This is a genomic window from Enterococcus sp. 3H8_DIV0648, from assembly GCF_002140655.1.
Lineage (GTDB): Bacteria > Bacillota > Bacilli > Lactobacillales > Enterococcaceae > Enterococcus_A > Enterococcus_A hulanensis.
This window is the reverse complement of the sequence record NZ_NGLG01000001.1, coordinates 2,269,360-2,290,381: the sequence shown is the minus strand read 5'-3', so window position 1 is coordinate 2,290,381 and position 21,022 is coordinate 2,269,360. Positions and strand designations below refer to the sequence as shown.

18 protein-coding genes and 1 other RNA gene are annotated in these 21,022 nt (G+C 43.1%); 14 read left to right on the top strand and 5 right to left on the bottom strand.

Annotation, left to right across the window (positions count from 1 at the left end; genetic code table 11):
- Positions 1 to 80 precede the first annotated feature (80 nt).
- Positions 81 to 1,235 (top strand): lactaldehyde reductase, encoded by a 1,155-nt coding sequence (fucO, locus tag A5875_RS10475; protein WP_088933549.1) that lies wholly within the window; start codon positions 81 to 83, stop codon positions 1,233 to 1,235.
- Positions 1,236 to 1,279: 44 nt separating this feature from the next.
- On the opposite strand, the gene A5875_RS10470 is transcribed toward fucO, so the two are convergent.
- The 3 genes from A5875_RS10470 to ssrS form a co-directional block, all read right to left on the bottom strand.
- Positions 1,280 to 1,750: a universal stress protein gene (locus A5875_RS10470; RefSeq protein WP_088933548.1), complete on the bottom strand. Its 471-nt coding sequence runs from the start codon at positions 1,748 to 1,750 to the stop codon at positions 1,280 to 1,282.
- Between the two features lie 58 nt (positions 1,751 to 1,808).
- A complete protein-coding gene (locus A5875_RS10465; RefSeq protein ID WP_088933547.1) occupies positions 1,809 to 2,093 on the bottom strand; it encodes a hypothetical protein in 285 nt (94 codons plus the stop codon).
- A gap of 66 nt (positions 2,094 to 2,159) precedes the next feature.
- Positions 2,160 to 2,353: non-coding RNA, 6S RNA (gene ssrS, locus A5875_RS10460), on the bottom strand.
- 120 nt (positions 2,354 to 2,473) lie between these two features.
- On the opposite strand from ssrS, the gene A5875_RS10455 reads away from it, so the two are divergent.
- The 3 genes from A5875_RS10455 (at position 2,474) to A5875_RS10445 (ending at position 8,284) form a co-directional block, all read left to right on the top strand.
- Positions 2,474 to 6,016, top strand: a complete 3,543-nt coding sequence (locus tag A5875_RS10455) for a hypothetical protein (protein WP_088933546.1) — start codon at positions 2,474 to 2,476, stop codon at positions 6,014 to 6,016.
- Positions 6,017 to 6,110: 94 nt separating this feature from the next.
- Positions 6,111 to 6,578: a MarR family transcriptional regulator gene (locus A5875_RS10450; RefSeq protein ID WP_088933545.1), complete on the top strand. Its 468-nt coding sequence runs from the start codon at positions 6,111 to 6,113 to the stop codon at positions 6,576 to 6,578.
- A gap of 299 nt (positions 6,579 to 6,877) precedes the next feature.
- Positions 6,878 to 8,284, top strand: coding sequence for an MDR family MFS transporter (locus tag A5875_RS10445; RefSeq protein WP_088933544.1), 1,407 nt, complete (start codon positions 6,878 to 6,880; stop codon positions 8,282 to 8,284).
- A 65-nt stretch (positions 8,285 to 8,349) separates the two neighbouring features.
- On the opposite strand, the gene A5875_RS10440 is transcribed toward A5875_RS10445, so the two are convergent.
- Complete coding sequence (locus tag A5875_RS10440; protein WP_088933543.1) at positions 8,350 to 9,627, bottom strand: replication-associated recombination protein A; 1,278 nt, start codon at positions 9,625 to 9,627, stop codon at positions 8,350 to 8,352.
- Between the two features lie 459 nt (positions 9,628 to 10,086).
- Here A5875_RS10440 and A5875_RS10435 point away from each other — a divergent pair, with 459 nt between their 5' ends.
- From A5875_RS10435 to A5875_RS10390, 10 genes are all read left to right on the top strand, one after another.
- Positions 10,087 to 10,713, top strand: a complete 627-nt coding sequence (locus tag A5875_RS10435; protein ID WP_088933542.1) for a DNA-3-methyladenine glycosylase — start codon at positions 10,087 to 10,089, stop codon at positions 10,711 to 10,713.
- A 2-nt stretch (positions 10,714 to 10,715) separates the two neighbouring features.
- Complete coding sequence (locus A5875_RS10430) at positions 10,716 to 11,192, top strand: DUF3013 family protein (RefSeq protein ID WP_088933541.1); 477 nt, start codon at positions 10,716 to 10,718, stop codon at positions 11,190 to 11,192.
- Between the two features lie 93 nt (positions 11,193 to 11,285).
- A complete protein-coding gene (gene prmA, locus A5875_RS10425; protein WP_088933540.1) occupies positions 11,286 to 12,233 on the top strand; it encodes a 50S ribosomal protein L11 methyltransferase in 948 nt (315 codons plus the stop codon).
- A 1-nt stretch (position 12,234) separates the two neighbouring features.
- Complete coding sequence (locus A5875_RS10420; RefSeq protein WP_088933539.1) at positions 12,235 to 12,978, top strand: 16S rRNA (uracil(1498)-N(3))-methyltransferase; 744 nt, start codon at positions 12,235 to 12,237, stop codon at positions 12,976 to 12,978.
- Between the two features lie 130 nt (positions 12,979 to 13,108).
- The gene (locus A5875_RS10415; protein WP_088933538.1) at positions 13,109 to 15,316 is read left to right on the top strand and encodes a RelA/SpoT family protein; all 2,208 of its coding nucleotides are present in this window, start codon (positions 13,109 to 13,111) and stop codon (positions 15,314 to 15,316) included.
- A gap of 13 nt (positions 15,317 to 15,329) precedes the next feature.
- Positions 15,330 to 15,776, top strand: a complete 447-nt coding sequence (dtd, locus tag A5875_RS10410; protein ID WP_088933537.1) for a D-aminoacyl-tRNA deacylase — start codon at positions 15,330 to 15,332, stop codon at positions 15,774 to 15,776.
- A 224-nt stretch (positions 15,777 to 16,000) separates the two neighbouring features.
- Positions 16,001 to 17,383, top strand: a complete 1,383-nt coding sequence (fumC, locus tag A5875_RS10405) for a class II fumarate hydratase (protein WP_088933536.1) — start codon at positions 16,001 to 16,003, stop codon at positions 17,381 to 17,383.
- Positions 17,370 to 18,539: an NAD(P)-dependent malic enzyme gene (locus A5875_RS10400; RefSeq protein WP_088933535.1), complete on the top strand. Its 1,170-nt coding sequence runs from the start codon at positions 17,370 to 17,372 to the stop codon at positions 18,537 to 18,539. Before fumC ends, A5875_RS10400 begins: the two co-directional genes overlap by 14 nt.
- Before the next feature lie 103 nt (positions 18,540 to 18,642).
- Positions 18,643 to 19,158 (top strand): helix-turn-helix domain-containing protein, encoded by a 516-nt coding sequence (locus A5875_RS10395; RefSeq protein WP_088933534.1) that lies wholly within the window; start codon positions 18,643 to 18,645, stop codon positions 19,156 to 19,158.
- A gap of 16 nt (positions 19,159 to 19,174) precedes the next feature.
- Complete coding sequence (locus A5875_RS10390; protein WP_088933533.1) at positions 19,175 to 19,519, top strand: DUF2200 domain-containing protein; 345 nt, start codon at positions 19,175 to 19,177, stop codon at positions 19,517 to 19,519.
- Positions 19,520 to 19,784: 265 nt separating this feature from the next.
- Here A5875_RS10390 and A5875_RS10385 read toward each other — a convergent pair whose 3' ends face one another.
- Entirely contained in the window at positions 19,785 to 20,849 is a 1,065-nt protein-coding gene (locus A5875_RS10385) for a hypothetical protein (protein WP_088933532.1), read from the bottom strand.
- Positions 20,850 to 21,022 lie beyond the last annotated feature (173 nt).

Sequence of the window (21,022 nt, the reverse complement as noted above, 5' to 3'; positions counted from 1 at the left end):
TACAATTAGAAGTCATAGAAACCGCTTTCTAATTGTGGGATAATCAGTTGTGAAATAAAACACAATAAAGGAGAGATACTATGGTAGTCAATCGAATGATTTTGAATGAAACGTCTTATTTTGGTAAGGGGGCGATCCAAGAGGTAGCCAATGAAGCGGAAAAGCGTGGATTCAAAAAGGCGTTAGTCGTTACTGACAAAGATTTATTGAAATTTGAAGTAGCCACAAAAGTTACCGCGATTTTAGATGAGGCTGAATTAAGTTATGAGATTTTTGATGGGATCGTACCGAATCCTTCAATCGAGGATGTGCAAGCTGGGGTTAAAGCCTGCCAAGCAGCGGAAGCGGATTATATTGTAGCCATCGGCGGCGGTTCTCCGATCGATACAGCCAAAGCGATCGGCATCATTATCACCAATCCTGATTTTTCCGATGTGATCAGTCTGGAAGGGCCAGCGGATACTAAAAAACCGGCATTGCCGATTTTAGCTGTACCAACAACTTCTGGAACTGCCGCTGAAGTAACGATCAATTATGTAATTACTGACAAAGAAAATCAACGTAAATTTGTTTGTGTCGATCCGCATGATATTCCAGTCGTTGCTTTTGTTGATAGTGACATGATGATGGGGATGCCGAAAGGTCTGTGTGCTTCAACAGGGATGGACGCGTTGACTCATGCAATTGAAGGGTTTATTACAAAAGGCGCATGGGAAATGACCGATATGCTTCACATCAAAGCGATTGGAATCATTAGTCATGCTCTGCGTGATTCAGTTGCCGGTAATCAAGAAGCACGAGAAAAAATGGCGTTAGGTCAATATATTGCAGGTATGGGCTTCTCAAATGTTGGACTAGGATTAGTTCACGGAATGGCGCATCCATTATCGGCTTGGTATGATACGCCTCACGGAGTAGCTTGTGCGACGTTATTGCCGCTGATTATGGACTTTAACAAAGATCATACTGGAGAAAAATATCGTGAAATCGCGATTGCGATGGGAGTGGAAGGTGCGGCAGATATGCCGTTAGCTGAAGTTCGCGATGCAGCGGTTCAAGCTGTGAAGCAATTGGGAATCGATGTAGGAATTCCGCAAAGCTTGACTGAGCTCGGAATGAAAGAAGAAGACGTTCAAAAAATCGCAGAGGATGCCTTCCGTGATGTTTGTTCGCCGGGAAATCCTCGCGACGCTACGGTAGAAGAAATTATCGCTCTATACAAATCAATGCTATAAGAAAAAAGCCAACCTCGCGAGGTTGGCTTTTTCAATGCACGTAATTAGTCATCATTTTCGGGAACTTTATTATCCAAGTCTGTCCGCACGATTAAGACATCACAATCGGCATTGCGGATAACATATTCAGAGACAGATCCGATAAACAAGCGTTCAACGGCATTTAAACCAGTTGCCCCCAGCATAATCAAATCGATTTGGTTATTTTCGGGAATTTGGTTGGCGATCATCACTTTTGGCGCGCCATATTCAATGACCTTACTGATATGTTCCACACCAGCTTTTTTTGCGTCAGCTTCATAATCATTTAACGTTTGTTTGGCCATGTCGGTCGCTTGTTCTGCTAAAACATTATCAAAAGAAGAAACTGTTTGAAATGCACGCGTATCAATAACATGAGCGAGTAATAATTCTGCTTGATTTCGTTTTGCGACATTCACTGCTTTTTTGAACGCCAACTCTGCTTCATTAGAACCGTCTACTGCTACCATAATTTTACTATATTCTTGATCCATCGTTACCAACTCCTTTTCTCATCTTTATTTTAAAACAAAATCTTTGAAATTGGTACTGTTAACCTTTTTTTGTTTTTCCGCCCATCAACAAAGCGAAGATCGCTGCGACTACTAAAAGCAAGATCAAATACATCATTGAGTAAGAACGATTATCCAGCACACCGACAATCACCGCCATGATCCCAAGTACAGCATAGATAGAACCAAAACGACGCAGAAATTGGCGAGATTCTGTTTGTGAGTCTTTGCTAAAAAGGACTAAAAGCCCATTTGGTTTTTTGATCAGATAATAGCTGCAGATTAATAAAATAAGTGCAAGCAAAAATAATAAAATGCGGATCATTTTCTTCCTCCAATACAATAAAAAGCAATTTGCAGTACGCAAATTGCTTTCATTCCATCAAAAATGGAAAATTCCGTCGATGCCGTTATTCACCCGATAGTATTGATCCCGCAAGATACAGCAGGTGGGTTCCATGGTCTAAGCGTCGAACTACCAAATGAAAAGGCATGTTACCAACTTTGACACAAGACAGATCCCAAGATATCAATAAAAATGTTCGGTCAACACTGAAATAGGCAACGCGCACATCACAGAATTTCCATCTCAATCATAGCACAGTCATTATTGAGACGCAACGAAGCGGCTTGTAGTTAAAAACTTGAAACACTTCAGAATAATCACGTCTTCTATACGTATATTGTATAAAAAAGGAGGACGTCATGTCAAAAAAAATTGCTTATTTTTTTATCTTTTTATTTATTTTACTATTTGGGTCCTTTTCCATGGAGGCAGAGGCTGATACTTTGGAGCTTCTTCCTCCGGTGGCTCAGCAAAAAGAATACTCATTAAGCGCTGAAGGGTTCAAAGAACTTCTTTTGGATCTTTCTCACTTAGGAACGGAGGAGCACTATACGATTCAATTTGATGGGCTGCTTGATTTAAGTCAAACAACCGTCGGCATCAATGAAAAACGGACTAACCCTACGCTTGAAACGATTAATTTTTCCTGTGTGTCAGCAAATCTGAGTTTCAAAGGTATAGGCACCGAAGCCCAGTTGTTTTTACCCAATGATTGTTTTTTTGGTCAAGATAGTCACTTTAATTCATTAAGTTTACAAGCGGCGAAAATTTATGGGAACGGTCATCAGTTGTTCTTTGAGGATATTGGTCACACTCAGACTACTCGAGTCTTTGGCGGCAGCAACTGTGATTTGGTAGGAAATCCTAAAATTATTTTTCAGCGAGTAACAGGCGGGAGCTGGGAAATTTTCGGCGGAAATGAAGCTGGAACACTAACGGGAAGTCCGACGACTCAAGTTTTGGATCTGACTGGTGACGTTACTCAATTATGCGGCGGTTCATTGACGGGGAAGATTTTGGGTGATGTCACAACCGAGATACGAAGACTTAATGGAACGCTAACTAATTACTTTGGTGGAGGATTGGGTGCTGAGGGTGATCCAGTTGAAGTAACTGGGAGGATTAATAATCAATTGATCTCTAGTTCAGCGGATTTTAGCTTGGGAAATTTTGTTGGCGGAGCAGCTTTTGGTAAAACAGGACCGATTAATACGCTGCTCTCTGGCGCTGGCGGCTTTACAGAAGCGGGTATTTTAATCGGCGGTTCGCAGACTGGGGAGATTTATGGACAGGAGTCCGCCATTACGACTCAGATCGACACGCGCCAATTTCAAAAAGGCGAACGGAGCTTTGTCGGAGGAAATCAATACAGCGGAGCGATTTATGGTGATATTGAGAATCAGATTTATGCTGGAAAGGCATTTCAAGGCTCCTTCAAACGAATTGATGGTGCAGGCGGAATGGATGTGGAGAAGAAGAGCCTTACGAATTCCCCAACGTTAGTACCATCAATTAATCTGACTGATCCGCAAGAACGCACGGCTGAGGAACTAGCTTATGATCAGTTGAGTCCGGCTGAACGTTATTCACTGGCAAAATCTCAAACTAATTTTTCGGTTGAGGGGAATGTTAGGACTCGTTTGATGGGCGGCTGTGTCAGTCGTGGACTAGGGAGCGGATATACTGTTTGCGGTGCTGGTTATGCAGGAGTGATCAATGGCAAAGTCAGTCTGAGTTTAGGTGAGGAAAGTCTCGTTTATAGCATGCTTTGGGAAGATTATATAAAGCAAAAAGAGAAGGACCCAAATTTTTCAAGAGAAGAAGAGGATTTAGGTTCGACTTACGGTTTTAGTGGCGCTGCCGGGGGCGGGGACAATCAAAGCTCATGGGAGAATGCACTTTATATCAAGGGTGAAACAGAACTGATCGTTAAGCAGGCACTATTGAGCTATGCATATGGCGGTAGCTTTAACGGAGTTGTTGAAGGAAATAGCCGCCTGCGGATGGAGGGAGGACAAGCCAGTGGCGGCTGCGGGGCAGGCAGTAGCTGTTATCGTGTCTATGGAGACAGTCTGTTTGAAATGATTGACGGCAAAATCGAGCGATACGCCGTAGCAGGAAGTACGCAAGATCGGCGGATGATCGGTGATGCCCGCGCTGAAATTTCTGGCGGGAAAATTTTAGGAGTGCTGGCTGCTTCCTATGGTTCACGTTCAAATCACATGATTGATGGAAACGTAGAGACCATTGTCAGTGGAGGAACCTTTCAAAAAAATAATGAAGCGACTCAGATTATGGGCGGCCTAGCGAAAAATGGAATGATCAGCGGCAACGTTTCCTTGAAGCTGACCGGAGCAGTAGAGCTGGCAGCAGGAATAGGCATCTCTGCCGTACGTCCAAGAAATACGGAAAGGACCAACCAAATAGGCGGAGTTGATAAGGTAATTAATTTTGAATTAGCAACGGAAAAAACTTTTTCTGAGATCGAAGTATTGGGAGACGGAGCAGAAAATCCCAACTTGCTTTACACACCAGCAATCAGCATGAAAATCAATACGCCAAACGGCAGCTTTTCTTTGATTCAAGGGATGGTCAAAAATAGTTTTGGCGGCAGTCTGACTCATGAACTGGCGATTGATATTCAAGCAGCTCGCGCAATCAAAACGATCATCGGCAGCGACCTTACGACCTTCAATAATCGATTGATTGAAAAAAGCGAGGCTGCTATTGCATTAAAGCTTGGGAGTTCCAGTGAAGAGATTCGGGTCGAAAGAATCTATAATTTCACACAGCTTGCTGTAGAAAATAAAGTCGAAGCAAAATCAATTCTAAATGGCAGCGGAGCGACAAGTGAAAACTTTGAGCAAGAGTATCAGCAATTCGGCGAACTTTCCTTAAAGGAAGGCGCAAAATTGCTGGTGGAAGAATTAAAAACTGGAAAACTATTCGCTGATAAAAATGCCGAAGTCCATTCGCCAGCTGGTGCACAAAATATTTTCCTAGAAAAGCTTGTGCCGGAGGAAAAATTAATTTGGCGATTGCTGCTGCCAAAAAATCAGGAAGAAATTAAAGGGAAATATTTTGTGCAGCAAAGCGGCTATCCCGTGATGACATTTGCAGGAAAGGAAAGCTCATTATCGCCGGAAAATTTTATCGGTTTTGATGAAGCAGGACGTGCGTTTACCGGGGATTCTAACGGCGAGTTTGGACTGGCTGTTGCCGCCACGATAATTGATTATCAAGTAACCAGTCAATTAGGAGAAGTCGCCCACAGCTTTTTCTTGAAGCCCGATAATCACCCACTGCCGTTAGACGTTTGGGGAATTACTGATGAACGAGAGGGAGAAATAATCATTCCCGCCAGAAATAAAAGCAAGTCTGAACTTAAATTCAGCGAAACGGATCAGGTTTCCTTTCAACAAGCAGAGGTATTAGCCAGTAATGGTGAGAAAACAATTCTGACTGAGAATTTCTGGCAGCCGACAGATAATTACTTTTATCAAATCAAAGCAGCGTTTCAACAAGGAGCAGGAAGTCTCAAACTGCTTTCGGTTCCAACGCTCATGGATTTTGGTCAGCAGGCGATCGGAAGGAAGACAACTTTTTATCCTGAAATTTTAGGTAAGCTTGAGATAAAAGATACTCGCAAGGAACAAAACCCATGGGAATTAACGTTGCAGGCCGAGGGACCAGAGGAGGGTATGCTCTATTTTCAAGCAAACGGAAAAATCACTTCATTGGATGAAGCGGCAATATTATTTAAACAAACAGGATCATTGGAAACGACTCTTGATGATTGGGACGAATCAAAGGGCATTTTTCTGAAGATTCCCAAAGAGCGGCAAAAGTTAGGCAATCATCCTATGACTTTTCATTGGACGCTGACGACGAAAGTTGAATGATTTTGTTGAAATAGAAACAAAATTAACCTAGAATGGTTTTGCACTCATCAGGATGTCAGTAAAAAATCATTACGATGAATAGGAGAAAAAAGGCATGAACAAAAGAGAAGAAGTTCTGGCAGGGTTCAGCGAGGTCTTTAATAAATACGCGTGGCTAAATAAGGTAAAGATGGAGAAGGCTTTAGCAGGATACGCTGCTTCAGAAGTTCATTGTATTGAGTTCATTGGCAAACACAAAGACCCGAATGTCACGAAAATGGCGGAATCCATGTATATGACTCGCGGGGCAATTAGCAAGCTGACAAAAAAAATGTTGAAAAAAGGCTACATCGAAAGCTATCAAAAGACTGACAATAAAAAAGAAATATATTTTAAGCTGACAGCCGAAGGGAAGAAGGTCTTCGATATTCATGAGCGGCTTCATCGAGAATTTGAGGCGCGTGATGAAGTAGTTTTTGAATCCGTCACCGATGCGCAATACGACGCCTTTATAGAATTTCTTGAACGCTATAATCAACACTTGGATCAAGAAATCAAAAAACAAGATATTACGATCAATTAATTTTGAGCAGTCGATCAGGACTGCTTTTTTTATTGAATTATTTTTGTTGACAAGGAAACAAAATAGTTTTATAGTTTCCTAGGAAACAAAAAAACCGACTCTCGACTGCAGCGAGAAAAATCGCCAATATCTGTACTTTAGGATGAAGCAAACGGCGATATTCGGCTCGAAGAATTTAATCCATAATTTAATCTACTGTTTAGAGAAATCATTTTACAAGAACTATCCACGTTTTAGTGCGGATAGAAAAATGGTATTTCTACAAAAAATCCCCTGTTAACCTGAGAAAGGAGTTCTTTATGACTCAATCAAATAAATTACCTAAAGAAGTTTTATCGGCAGCCTGGGCGATCGCTCTTGGCGCCATTGCACCAATGCTCGACTCTACGATGGTGAATATCGCCATCGATCAATTGACCAAAAATTTCCATACAACACTAGGAACGATTCAATGGGCCATCACTGGCTATGTGCTTGCGCTGGCAATCGCTGTCCCGATCGCAGGGTGGTTGATGAATCGTTTTGACGGCAAGAAAATTTTTATCGCAGCGGTGATACTGTTCGGGTTCACATCCGTACTTGCCGGGATCAGCTGGAATGTTACCAGCTTTATTGTCTTTCGATTGCTTCAAGGCTTTGCTGCTGGAATCATCACCCCATTGATGTCCACCCTCTTAGTTAAAACTGCTGGACCAGAAAATATCGGACGGGTAATGGCGATCGTCAGCACTCCTATGATTTTTGGACCGATCCTTGGTCCGGTGCTTGGCGGCTTCATCGTTCAAGCGGTCTCTTGGCGTTGGATATTTTTCATCAACATCTTTATCGTTTTGGTCGCTGTACCGTTAATGATGCGGACATTGCCAAGCTTTGAACCATTCAATCGAGAAAGCAAACTGGATATTTTCGGAATTCTTGATTTGTCTGCAATGAGTGCCGCTTTGATTTACGGCATCACTAAAGCGGCTGATCATGCGACCTTCAAAAATAGCGAATCATTGTTCTGGACAGGTATCGGCTTGGCGCTTCTGTTTGTTTATATCTTTTATGATCGATTTAAGAATCACGCGACAGTTTTACCGCTAACGATTTTCTCTCATAGGAGCTTTACAGCATCGAGTGTCGGTCTGTTTTTCGCAAACATCGCGATTATGGGACCAATGCTGATCTTGCCGCTATTCTTCCAAAATTTCCGACATTTTTCTGCGATGGAAGCCGCGATCGCCTTGATTCCGCAAGGACTTGGTATGTTAGTGACGCGTCCATTGATCGGTAAAATGATTGATAAGCTTGGTGCTAAATATGTCGTGATCGTCAGCTTAATCATCTCTTTGGCAGGGACGATTCCGTTGGTCTTTATCACGGATAAAACCAGTATGGCTTGGATCGCTTTGATTTTATTTATCCGCGGTACAAGCTTCGGCGGTATCAATTTACCGTTGACTAGTGATGCATACACTGGATTAGCCGATGAAGAATTACCAGATGCAGGTGTCGGTATCAACATTATCGAAAACCTTGGATCAAGCTTTGGTTCGGCGATGATCGCGACTGTTGTCGCAACAGTTCTGCAAGGCTCTCAGCCGACGATTGCTCACGAGCTATCTGCTTACCACGCCGGCTTTCTTGTCTCGGTCGTCGTTTTAGCACTGATCTTCATTCCTAGTATCTTTCTAACAAATAAAACCAAGGCTAGTGTGAAGTAACTCAAAAAACAGGAGCTAAGTTCAATTACTGAACGAAGCTCCTGTTTTTATATAGCAATATTTAATTATTTTTTCTTTTTCCACTCTTCGATTCGCTGATATTGCTGACCGAGTGCTTGTTCATATTTACCAGTGGATTTTGGTTCATAATAATGAGCGTCCTTGATCTTATCCGGCAAATACTGCTGATCGACCCAAGCATTTTCAAAGCTATGAGGGTATTGATAGCCGATTCCGCGGTTAAGAGCTTTCGCTCCTTTATAGTGACTGTCACGTAAATGGTCGGGCACTTCACCGGCATTGCCCATTCGAATATCTGTGATCGCTGCATCTAAGGCTACGTAGGCCGAATTAGATTTAGGCGAAAGGCAGAGATCCACGACGGCATCTGCTAAAGGAATTCGAGCTTCGGGAAAGCCTAATTTTTCTGCCGCCTGAACAGCTTGAACTGTTCGAGCCGCGGCAGCAGGATTAGCTAAGCCGATATCCTCATAGCCCATTACCATTAATCGTCGACAGATGATCGGTAAATCACCGGCTTCAACTAGTCTGCCTAAATAATGCAGCGCGGCATTAACATCGCTGCCGCGGACTGACTTTTGAAAGGCCGAGATGACATCGTAATGAGCATCCCCATCTTTATCATGGGTCAAGGCTTTACGTTGGACACATTCTTCGATGATCGAAAGTGTTAAGTGAATTTTTTCTTCATCATTTTTCGGTGTAGATTTTGCGGCTAGCTCTAAGCCGTTTAAGGCGCTTCGCAGGTCGCCATTTGTGGCACGAGCTAAATGATTCAGTGCTTCTTCATCCAATTCAATCGGATAATCCCCAAGTCCGCGTTCTTTGTCTTGCATTGCGGTCTTGACTGCTGTGATGATATCGTCTTCGTTCAGCGACTTCACTTCAAAAATCTGAGTCCGGCTGCGAATAGCGGGGTTGATCGTGATATAAGGATTTTCTGTAGTGGCACCGATCATTATGATTCGTCCGCTTTCTAAATGCGGCAAGAGAAAATCTTGTTTGGTTTTATCTAAACGATGGACTTCATCTAATAATAAGATGACTGTTCCGCTCATTTTGGCTTCTTCGGCGACGATCTGTAAATCTTTTTTGGTATCGGTGGCAGCGTTCAACATCCGAAAGGCATAATTGGTGGAACCTGCGATGGCACTGGCGATGCTGGTTTTTCCAGTACCGGGCGGCCCATACAAAATCATGGAAGAAAGCATCCTCGCATCGACCATGCGGCGGATGATCTTTCCCGGACCGACTAAATGCTGCTGTCCAACGACTTCATCTAAGTTGCGGGGACGCATGCGAAAAGCTAAAGGCTGTTGCATAAGAAACCTCCTTGAAATTTTGAAAGTATTTTTTATCGGAACTTGAACTAGTTGTATATGATTCTAATAACGTGCAGTGATTACTTTTCAAAGTAATTAGAAAAAGTAGGACTGGCGGCTAGCTCAAGATTAAATGAGACTATTTTTCGAAACTCACGAAAAATAGTAGTATCTTCGTACGCATACCATCCAACTAAACCTTTCTTTTGGGAGAAAGCTGCTAATAATTTGAATATTCTTCAATTTTAGCAAACTGTGAAAAGTAGGACTGGCAGCTAGCTCAAGATTAACGAGACTGTTTTTCGTACGCATATCATTTTACTAATCATGCTAAAGCATGATGGAAAACTGGCAAATGTACGTTCCCATTGTAACATGTTTCCTTTGTGTTTGCTGAGTTTTGATCGCTGAGCGTAGCATGCGGCATGATTATTGTGTATCATGTAGAAGGTGAGAAAAATGGAACAGTTAATCAATTATTTTAATACTGAAACGACCGAAAATGTGGCTCAATATTTATTGGGGATGTATTTGGAGCATGAGACACCCGCGGGGAAACTGGGCGGATACATTGTTGATTGTGAAGCCTATCTGGGGCCTGATGATGAAGCCGCGCATAGTTACGGCATGCGTAATACGCCGCGTGTTCGTGCGATGTACGAAAAACCGGGAACGATTTATTTATATACGATGCATACGCATTTGATTTTGAATATGATCACACAGCCTGAAGGGATTCCTCAAGGTGTGATGATTCGAGGGATTGAACCTGCAGAAGGTGTCGAACAGATGATTCTGAATCGTCATGGCAGGACTGGTGCAGCGATATCGGATGGACCAGGAAAATTGGTCGAAGCACTCGGTATCACTCGGGAATTATACGGAGAATCAATTTTTACGAGTTCTCTGCATTTGATTCCAGAGAAACGACGCAACCCAAAGCAGATCGATGCCTTGCCGCGTATCGGAATCCCAAACAAAGGTATCTGGACGCAACGACCATTGCGCTATGTCGTTCATGGGAATCCTTACATAACGAACCAACGCAAAGTATTAATAGAAGAAAACAATGGATGGAGGAAATAAAAATGGCAAAAGAAACCATGGTTACTTATTTAGACAGCTATTTAAACAAAAAAATCCCTGACTATGAATTAGCTTTAGATTGGGACACACGCAACCGCAGCTTTGAAATCGCATTTCGTATTTATGGAGAAAATAAAGGTCAAATTGAGATCGATGATGTAGATGGTGTGGCTTCTGAAGAAGAGATCATTGAATTTGAAGATGGGATTTTGTTAGTTGATCCTGATAAGTCGGTCTATGATCCAGAGGACTTTTTAGCAGTGATTCCATACGAAGGCAAAAAAGGCATGAAGAAAAATGAATTAACCGCGGTCGTTGATTACTTGAAAGATGTGATCGATGAAGGACAAAGCGACCTATTAGATTTTTTAGCTGATGACAACGATGATGCGATTTTTGAAATGAACTGGGATGATGCAGTTTTCAAAGCGTCAATCAAACCGACCGACAGCAGCTATCTGCCATATCCAAGCTATTAGGATGCCCGTTCTACTTCTTGCTCTAGCAAGCTTAGTAGAATGGTATACGGCTTGAAAATAATTATTTTAATATGAAATAGGGGAGGAACAACCATGAAATGGAATGAAGTCAAAGTAACAACGGAAAGCGAAGCAGTTGAAGCGGTCTCGAATATTTTAATGGAAGCCGGTGCTTCTGGTGTAGCGATCGAAGATGCTTTGGATTTTGAAAATTATCAAGAGGATCAGTATGGCGAGCTTTTGGACAAGGAAACTTTTTCAAGTTTAAAAGAAGGCGCAGTTGTAATGGCCTATTTTCCAGAAACGATTTTCTTGCCGGAAATTTTGCCATTTATTAAAACTAAGATTGAAAAATTGCCGGAGTTTGGATTGAATATCGGGAAAAATATCGTGGAAGTCAGCGAAGTGGAAGAAAGCGACTGGGCGACGGCTTGGAAAAAATATTACCATCCTGTTCGCGTAACACGCTATTTAACGATCGTGCCAAGCTGGGAAAAATATGAAGCACAGCATGAGGATGAAAAAATCATTACCTTAGATCCCGGCATGGCCTTTGGAACGGGCACACATCCAACGACGAATCTAACCTTGCAAGCATTGGAAACTGTTTTGCGCGGCGGAGAAACGGTCTTGGATGTCGGAACAGGCTCTGGTGTATTGAGTATTGCCAGCTCGATTTATGGAGCAAAGGACATTTACGCTTATGATTTAGACGAAGTTGCGGTGCGCTCTGCACAGGAAAATGTTGATCTAAATGCCAATACTGAAAATATCCATGTGTCGGCCAATGATTTATTAGTCGGTGTGGAAAAACAAGCAGATGTGATCGTAGCGAATATTTTAGCAGATATCATCGTCTTGATGATCGAAGACGCTTGGCGTTTATTGAAGCCAGAGGGAACATTCATCGTTTCAGGTATCATTGAGGACAAGAAAGATATGGTACTGGAAGAAATGTACACGCAAGGCTTTGAGGTCGATCGGATATTCCAACAAAAGGATTGGTTTGCCATTATCTTGAAGAAACCAGAGGAAGACTAAGATGCAGCGCTATTTTATTGATCAAGCATATCAGTCGACAGTTGAAGTGTCTGGTGAAGCGCATCATCATATGTCTCGGGTGATGCGGATGTCTGTCGATGATCAGGTTTTTCTTGTCTTTAAGGATCAAACGGCTGTCAAAGCGAAAATCACCGCGATCGACAGCGACAAAGTGGTCTTGGAGGAAATTGAAAAAGAAAGTTTGCAGCGAGAACTACCGATCCAGATCACGATCGCCAGCGGTTTTCCTAAGGGAGAAAAATTAGAGCTGATCGTGCAAAAGGGAACGGAGCTTGGTGCTCATGATTTTATTGCTTTTCCCGGCGAAAGTTCAGTAGCAAAGTGGGATGCGAAAAAGCAAAAGAAAAAACAGCAGCGGTTAAATAAGATCGCCCAAGAAGCAGCGGAGCAATCCCATCGACAAGCACTTCCAATCGTCAATTTTGCTTCGGAGAAAGAATTGATCGCCCGCTTTTCTGAATACGATGCTGTTTTGATCGCTTATGAAGAATCTGCAAAGCAAGGGGAGCAGGCTCAATTAGTTCAAACCTTTCAGCAATTAAGTGCAGGCCAAAAGCTATTGGTGGTTTTTGGACCAGAGGGTGGATTGACGCCGAAAGAGATCGAAAGTTTCCAAGCAGCTGGAGCAAAGCTTTGCGGTTTGGGACCACGGATTTTACGGACAGAGACAGCGCCGTTTTATTTGTTGAGCGCAGCGAGTTTCTACTATGAATTGCAGCGCTGATTTGATTGAAAAAGCCTACTAGACTTTGTATAATAAGAACAATCATTTTCAAAAGAGGTTGGGACAGAAGTGCTTATTTCCTTAGAAGCTGCTTCTGGGACACCGTTTATAAATAAAGGGGGAACGTCACTTGGCAAAAGAAGTTGAATTAACCGGTCCTGACGTCATCAGGATGGTTAGTACGTACATGGGAAAAGAGCACGTGGCGTTTGTACAAAAGGCTTACGACTTTGCTTATGAAGCGCATAAGCCCCAGATTCGCAAATCAGGAGAACCCTACATTATCCATCCGATTCAAGTAGCGGGGATCTTGGCTGATTTACATATGGACCCTCACACTGTGGCGACGGGTTTTTTACATGATGTTGTAGAAGACACGCCGGTTACTTTAGAGGATTTAAAGGTTGAATTTGGTGAAGATGTGGCTTCATTGGTTGATGGTGTCACCAAATTAGGGAAAATCAAGTATAAGTCACACGAAGAACAATTAGCTGAAAACCACCGTAAAATGTTGTTGGCGATGGCACAGGACTTGCGAGTCATCATGGTTAAATTGGCCGACCGTTTGCACAACATGCGGACGTTAAAATATTTACGCGATGACAAGCAGCGCAGAATCGCTCGTGAGACATTGGAAATCTATGCACCGCTGGCTGATCGTTTGGGGATGAGCCGGATCAAGTGGGAATTAGAGGATACAGCGTTACGCTACTTGAATCCAAAGCAGTATTACCGCATCGTTCACTTAATGCGCAGCAAGCGTGATGAACGTGAGGGCTTTGTCGAAGAATCAGTCAATGAAATCAAGTCGGCTACGAAGGAATTAGGAATCGAAGCGGATATCTATGGTCGTCCCAAACATATTTATTCGATTTATCGCAAAATGCGGGATCAAAAAAAACAATTCGATGAAATCTATGATTTACTGGCTATTCGAGTAATCGTGGACTCGATCAAGGACTGTTATGCCGTACTAGGGGCGATCCATACAAAGTGGAAACCAATGCCCGGTCGGTTCAAAGATTATATCGCGATGCCTAAAACGAATATGTATCAGTCGTTGCATACGACCATTATTGGACCAAGCGGCAATCCAGTGGAAGTTCAGATTCGGACCCACGAGATGCACCAGATCGCTGAGTTCGGGGTTGCTGCTCACTGGGCATATAAGGAAGGCAAGACCGAAAAAATAGAAACCAATCAAGATAATAAACAACTGGATTGGTTCCGAGAAATTATCGAACTGCAGGATGAAAGCTATGATGCTTCCGAATTTATGGAGAGCGTCAAAGGCGATATTTTCAGTGATAAGGTTTATGTTTTTACACCAAAAGGCGATGTCACCGAATTGCCTAAGGGCTCAGGGCCGTTGGATTTTGCTTATAGTATCCATACCGATATCGGGAACAAAACAACTGGTGCCAAAGTCAACGGCAAGATGGTGCAACTGGATTACAAGCTGAAAAATGGCGATATTATCGAAATCATGACTTCGGCGAATTCCTTTGGACCAAGTCGTGATTGGTTGAATTTAGTCAAAACCAGCAAAGCGAAAAATAAAATTAAACGCTTCTTCAAAACGCAGGATCGGGAAGAGAATGTCACGAAGGGCCATGACGCAGTGGTTAAATGTATCAATGATCTAGGCTTCGTACCAAAGGAAATGCTGACGAAAGATAAGCTTGCTGATACATTGGACAAATTTAATTTCCACAGTGAAGAAGACCTGTATGCGGCTATTGGCTTTGGGGAAATGAGTGCGTTGACCTTTGCTAACCGTTTGACGGAAAAAGAACGCCGTGAACAAATGAAACAAAAACAGCGGGATGCTGTTGATGACATGGTCAACAATCCGAAAGAACCAGAAAAAATCAAAGTTCGTCATGAAGGCGGCATCGTGATCCAAGGAATTGACAATCTGTTGATTCGAATCAGTCATTGTTGTAACCCGGTTCCTGGCGACAATATCGTAGGATACATCACCAAAGGCCGCGGAATCTCGATTCACCGTGCCGATTGTCCGAATATCACGAAGCAAAAAGATATCCAACAGCGTTTGATTGAAGTGGAATGGGAAGATACGACTAATTCTGTTCAAGAATACAATGCTGATTTGGAGATTTACGGCTTTAATCGCGATGGCTTACTGAATGATGTGTTGAATATTGTTAGCGGAATGACGAAGAAATTGGTTAGTGTTGAAGCGAAACCGACCAAGGATCGTTTGGCGGTTATCAATTTAACCTTCAAAATTCAAAACTTAAATCATCTGTATTCAATCGTTGATAAGGTCAAGTCTGTTCCAGATGTTTACAGTGTGAAACGGACGAAAGGTTAGTAAGGAGGATTTTATGCGAGCAGTTATTCAGCGTGTTAGCGAGGCGAGCGTGACTATCGATGAGAAGCTCATTGGCAAGATCGATCGCGGATTTATGATTCTTCTGGGTATCCATGAAGAGGATACTCAAGCGGATGCGGATTATTTGATTCGAAAAATTCCGTTATTGCGAGTGTTTGAAGATGCGGAAGGAAAAATGAATCAATCGCTGCAAGATGTCGGCGGCAGTGTCTTGAGCGTTTCGCAATTTACACTATATGCGGATACGAAAAAAGGCAATCGTCCAAGTTTTGTAAAGGCAGCCCGGCCTGAAACAGCGATTCCTTTATACGAGTATTTTAATGAAGGTCTGCGCCAAGCTGGTTTGACCGTTGAGACCGGAGAATTCGGCGGCGACATGGACGTGGCATTGGTCAACGATGGACCAGTTACAATTCTTTTCGATACCAGAGATAAATAAATAACTAACTAAGTACAAAAGTTTAACGACTTTTGTACTTTTTTTGCGCGTTCTGCCATCAGCTTCTGCAGAATGTTACGCGTACAAGAATACGTTCGTTTTTCTGTGATTTTCAGAAAAAGGAATGCATTAAATTAAGTTAGCCCTACCTTTTATTCATTAAATAAGCGATAATTGAACAAAATAGGTAGAAAAATACATACCAATATGAAGGAGTCGAATACATGGAAACAAGGATCGAACAAGATTCAATGGGCCCAATTGAAGTACCGAAAGCGGCTTGGTGGGGGGCGCAAACCGAACGCAGCCGCCAGAATTTTAAAATCGGCGGGGAAAAAATGCCGCCAGAGCTCTTACACGCTTTAGTGCTGGTCAAGAAAATGGCCGCGATCGCCAATCAAAGAACTGGGAAGTTGGCGGCTGAAAAAGCACTCGCCATTCAAAATGCCGCAGATTTGCTGCTGAAAGGTGAGCACTGGAACGAGTTTCCATTAGTAGTTTGGCAGACCGGCAGCGGAACCCAAAGCAATATGAACGCCAATGAAGTGATCGCACATTTGGCAAGTCAAAAAGATTTGGCGGTTCATCCGAATGATGATGTGAATATGTCGCAAAGCTCCAATGATGTCTTTCCAACCGCGTTGCACATTGCCGGAGCTGTGGCAATTGAGAAAAATCTATTGCCGGCTATCCACGAGATGATCGGTGTGCTGGAAGAGCTGGAAGAAAAAAACAAGCATGTGATCAAAGTCGGACGGACCCACTTGCAGGATGCGACACCGGTGACCTTTGGCCAAGAGATCAGCGGCTGGCGTTCGGCATTGGAGCATAACGAGAATATGCTGATCAATAGCTTGGCAGAATTGCGTCAGCTGGCTATTGGCGGGACCGCGGTAGGAACGGGCTTGAACGCGTCGAAAGCTTATGAGGATGCCTTCATCGAAGCAATAAAAGAAGAAACAGGCATTCATTTTATCAGTGAGGCGAATAAGTTCCATGCACTGGCTAATCGAGATGCTGTCGTATTTGTCAGCGGAGCGTTAAAAGCATTAGCGGCGAATTGTATGAAGATGGGAAATGATATCCGCTGGCTGGCTAGCGGCCCCCGCAGTGGTTTAGGAGAAATCACCTTGCCTGCCAACGAACCGGGAAGTTCGATTATGCCGGGGAAAGTGAATCCGACTCAGTGCGAAGCCCTAGCCATGGTGGCTGTCCAAGTAATGGGAAATGATACCACGATTGGGATCGCCGCCTCACAAGGAAATTTTGAATTGAATGTTTATTTGCCATTGATCGCCTTTGATCTATTGCAAAGTATTCGCTTGTTAACAGATGCCCTGCATTCTTTTAGTGATAACTGCTTGAAAGGATTAGTCGTAAACGAAGAACGCATGGCCGAATTGTTGGAACGATCATTAATGCTGGTAACGGCATTGAATACACATATCGGCTATGACAAAGGAGCAGAGATTGCCAAGAAAGCTTTTAACGAAGGTTCAACGTTGAAAGAAGCGGCATTAGGTTTAGGCTATGTATCCGAAGAAGAATATGAAGCATGGGTTCGACCGGAAAAAATGATTGGAGAGAATTACGATGACTATCTATGATGAAGCGTTGGCAGCACATGAGAAATGGCACGGAAAAATCGAAGTAACCAGCAGAGCGAAGGTCCGCAACAAAGACGACTTATCTTTAGCCTATACACCAGGCGTTGCAGAGCCCTGCCGAAAAATCGCCGAAGACAAAAATAAAGCTTATGACTATACCTGGAAAGGCAATAGTGTGGCAGTTGTTACCGATGGTACGGCAGTTCTAGGGTTAGGCGATATCGGACCAGAAGCCGCGTTGCCTGTAATGGAAGGAAAGGCTTTGCTGTTCAAGGAATTCGCAGACATTGATGCAGTGCCGATCTGCCTTGATACCAAAGACCCGCAGGAAATCATCCAGATCGTTAAAGCTATCGCGCCGACCTTTGGTGGAATCAACCTAGAGGATATCAGTGCGCCGCGTTGTGTGGAGATCGAACGCGCGTTGATCGAGGCCTTGGATATTCCCGTCTTTCATGATGATCAGCATGGGACCGCCGTTGTCGTAACGGCTGCGTTGATCAATGCGTTGAAGCTGGTTAAAAAAGAGGCGCAAGATTTAAAAGTCGTGATCTCAGGAACCGGCGCAGCCGGCAGCGCGATTATTCATATGTTAGTTGATCTTGGGGTGAAAAATATCATTGCCTTTAATAAAGATGGCGCGTTGAATGACCAAATGACGAATGCGACTTTTGTTGAAAAGGAAATCTTAGAATTGATCGCGCCAAAAGACTTCTCAGGTACGATGGCGGAAGCTTTTATAGGGGCAGATGTTTTCATCGGTGTTTCCGCGCCAAATCTAGTTACTAAAGAAATGATTGCTTCAATGAACGACGGCAATATTGTTTTTCCTATGGCAAATCCAGAACCGGAGATCACGTATGCCGAAGCAATTGCAGGCGGTGCCTCTGTTGTGGGGACGGGCCGTTCCGATTTTCCTAATCAAATCAATAATGTATTGGCCTTTCCGGGATTGTTCCGCGGCGCCTTTACAGCAGAAGCGAAAAAAATTACGCCGCGCATGAAATTGGCGTGCGCTCATGCGATTGCCGATTCGATCCCGTACTCAGAATTGAATTCAGACTACATTATTCCATCTGCCTTTGATGAAAATGTGGTGGACCTGATCACTATGAAGGTCGCCGAAGCTGCTAGAAAAGATGGCGTGACACGTTAAGAAAATCCTTGTCAAATCAAGGGTGGAAAGAACTTTCTATCGACAGCTTCATAGGAATGACGTACTGTTAAAGCAATAAATCCAATTATTGAAGGTGAATCAAATGGAAATCAGTCAACGAATCAAAATGGAACGGCAAGCAGCTAAATGGACACAGGATCAATTAGCCGATAAAATTTTCGTATCGAAACGGACGATCTCAAATTGGGAAACAGGCAAGACCGTACCGGATATCGAAAGTGTGCTGCGTTTATCAAAGGTGTTCCAAGTTTCTTTAGACGATCTACTAGTGGCGGATTCCGCTGTGGTGAAAGAAATCAAGCGAAAAGAAAAAATCGCGAATCTAACGGGGCTCTATTATATTGATCCTGTGCTGACTGGGATTATTTTGATATTGATGATGTATTTGCCTTCAGCAATTGTTCATGGTGGGATACTGTATTTTGTAACGGCCGCTTTGCTGACTAATTTTATAACGTTGTCCTCCTTCAAATGGAAAATAGCTCGTTTGAAGGGTGAGGAAGAGAAATTCCATAAAGAGATGAAGCGGACAAAAATTGCCGGAGCAAGCGTGGTCGTGATTACCTGCATCTTTTTGATTATCTTATATTTTATTTGAAAACGGAGGTCATGAAATGAGTAAAGTCTTTAAAATGAGCTTTGCCTCGATTTATCCAATGTATCTTCAGAAAATCGAGAAAAAAGGGCGCAGCAAAGAAGAACTCGATCAGGTCATTTACTGGCTGACTGGCTATGATGAGCAGGAACTGCAAAAGCAAATTGATCAAGGTGTCGACATGGAGACCTTTTTTGCTGAAGTCCCGCAGTTAAACGAGAATGTTACCTTGATTAAAGGTGTGATCTGCGGCTATCGCGTAGAAGACATCGAAGATCCGTTGATGCAAAAAATCCGCTACTTGGACAAGCTAGTAGATGAATTAGCCAAAGGAAAAAAACTGGAGAAAATCTTACGTAAATAGTTGGGACAGCGAATCTGGATGGATTCGCTGTTTTTTACGTTCATTTTCATTTGTCGAAACGATGAATAATGAAATATGAGCAGGGGGGAAGACAACGAAGCAGAACAACCGCATCAGCATAGTCTGTCGTGTAGTTGTTCTGCTATTTTGCTAATTATTTGTGAAAAGTTCGGACTGCATAAATTTTTTGCACAACAAATAAACCCTCATAAGGCCAATTTTTTTGAAATCCTATTTCACCAAAAACATCCTCAATCAGCGCAACCTATTTCCTTCGATTGCGTTTCCGATCTTTCTTTTTTCCAACGCCGCCCTTGCCTTTTTCTCTTTTCATCATCAGTTCGTCGTTTGCCTCGCGCTTTTTCTGCTTCTCACTTTTCGGCTTTTGGTAGTTTGAATAGGAATTTTTCTTGTGTACAGGAATATCCACGGGCTTCTTGGTTTCGGCTTTCGGTGCTTCTTTGACTGCCGAAGTTGATGCGCTGTTTGGTTCAGCCTTTTGTGCGACGGTGGCCGGACTTTCGGTCTTTGCTTCATCTCCTAGCTCCGTCATCCGAGCGTCTGTCAGCACCATTCCTTCTGGTAAAAGCATTTTCACTAATGCTAGTTTTTCTGCTTCGCTCAGGTTACTGAAGTCGAAAGCGGCGGGCTGAGCAGGAGTTTGACTTGGAGCCTCTTCCACCACCGAATTTTGGGCAGACGTCTCCAAGACCACACCATGTCTGACTTTCGGATAGCGAGTGCAGTTGAAGATATCGGAATTTTCCAGCTTAACAAAACGGCGGATGCCATCCTTTTCAAAGATCGTCAAAGACGACAGCAGCTCTAGCGCCGCATCAATTTTCATTCCAGAAGATTCCGAGTCAGCATCCCGCAAGCTCCATGTATGGATCTTCCCCACCGCATCCTCAAAGGTCGAGACGACTTTATATTGGCCATCCATTTTTTCGGGTGGTGTTGTAGCACTAAATAAATACTTCTTATTGTCGCTCACGCGATTGTTGTAGCGATGATATTCATTCTTATTTTTATAGAGACGGCGGGTAACCGTTTCCCATTCTTTACCGGATTTAAAGGACGCCCGAAACAACGGAGCAAGCTTCCGCAGTACATCTGACGGCTCCGCAAATAAAAGGATCTCCTGAACCAAGTCCCCGCAAAAATCCGAGAAATCACTGATGCACAAACATTGCCGAACCAGCACCGCCACCAAATATTGAAGCGTCGAATCCGCATCGGAAGAATCTTCGTAAAATTTCGCCAGGCGCTTCTCCAGATTCGCCCGCCCCATAGTGAAAAGTGTAATCTGTGACAATGGTTTTGTTTGCATAAGTGCTCTCTCCTTCTAACCCAAAATAAGGTTCCATAATGTTTATATTTTTTTAACTCCACTTATTTATTATAACTCTTAAATAATACTAAATTATCCCAACTTTTTAATTTTTGCGAAAGAAAATAGCGACCATTTGAATATTGATTAAGAAGAATAATAGCAGGGCGCAT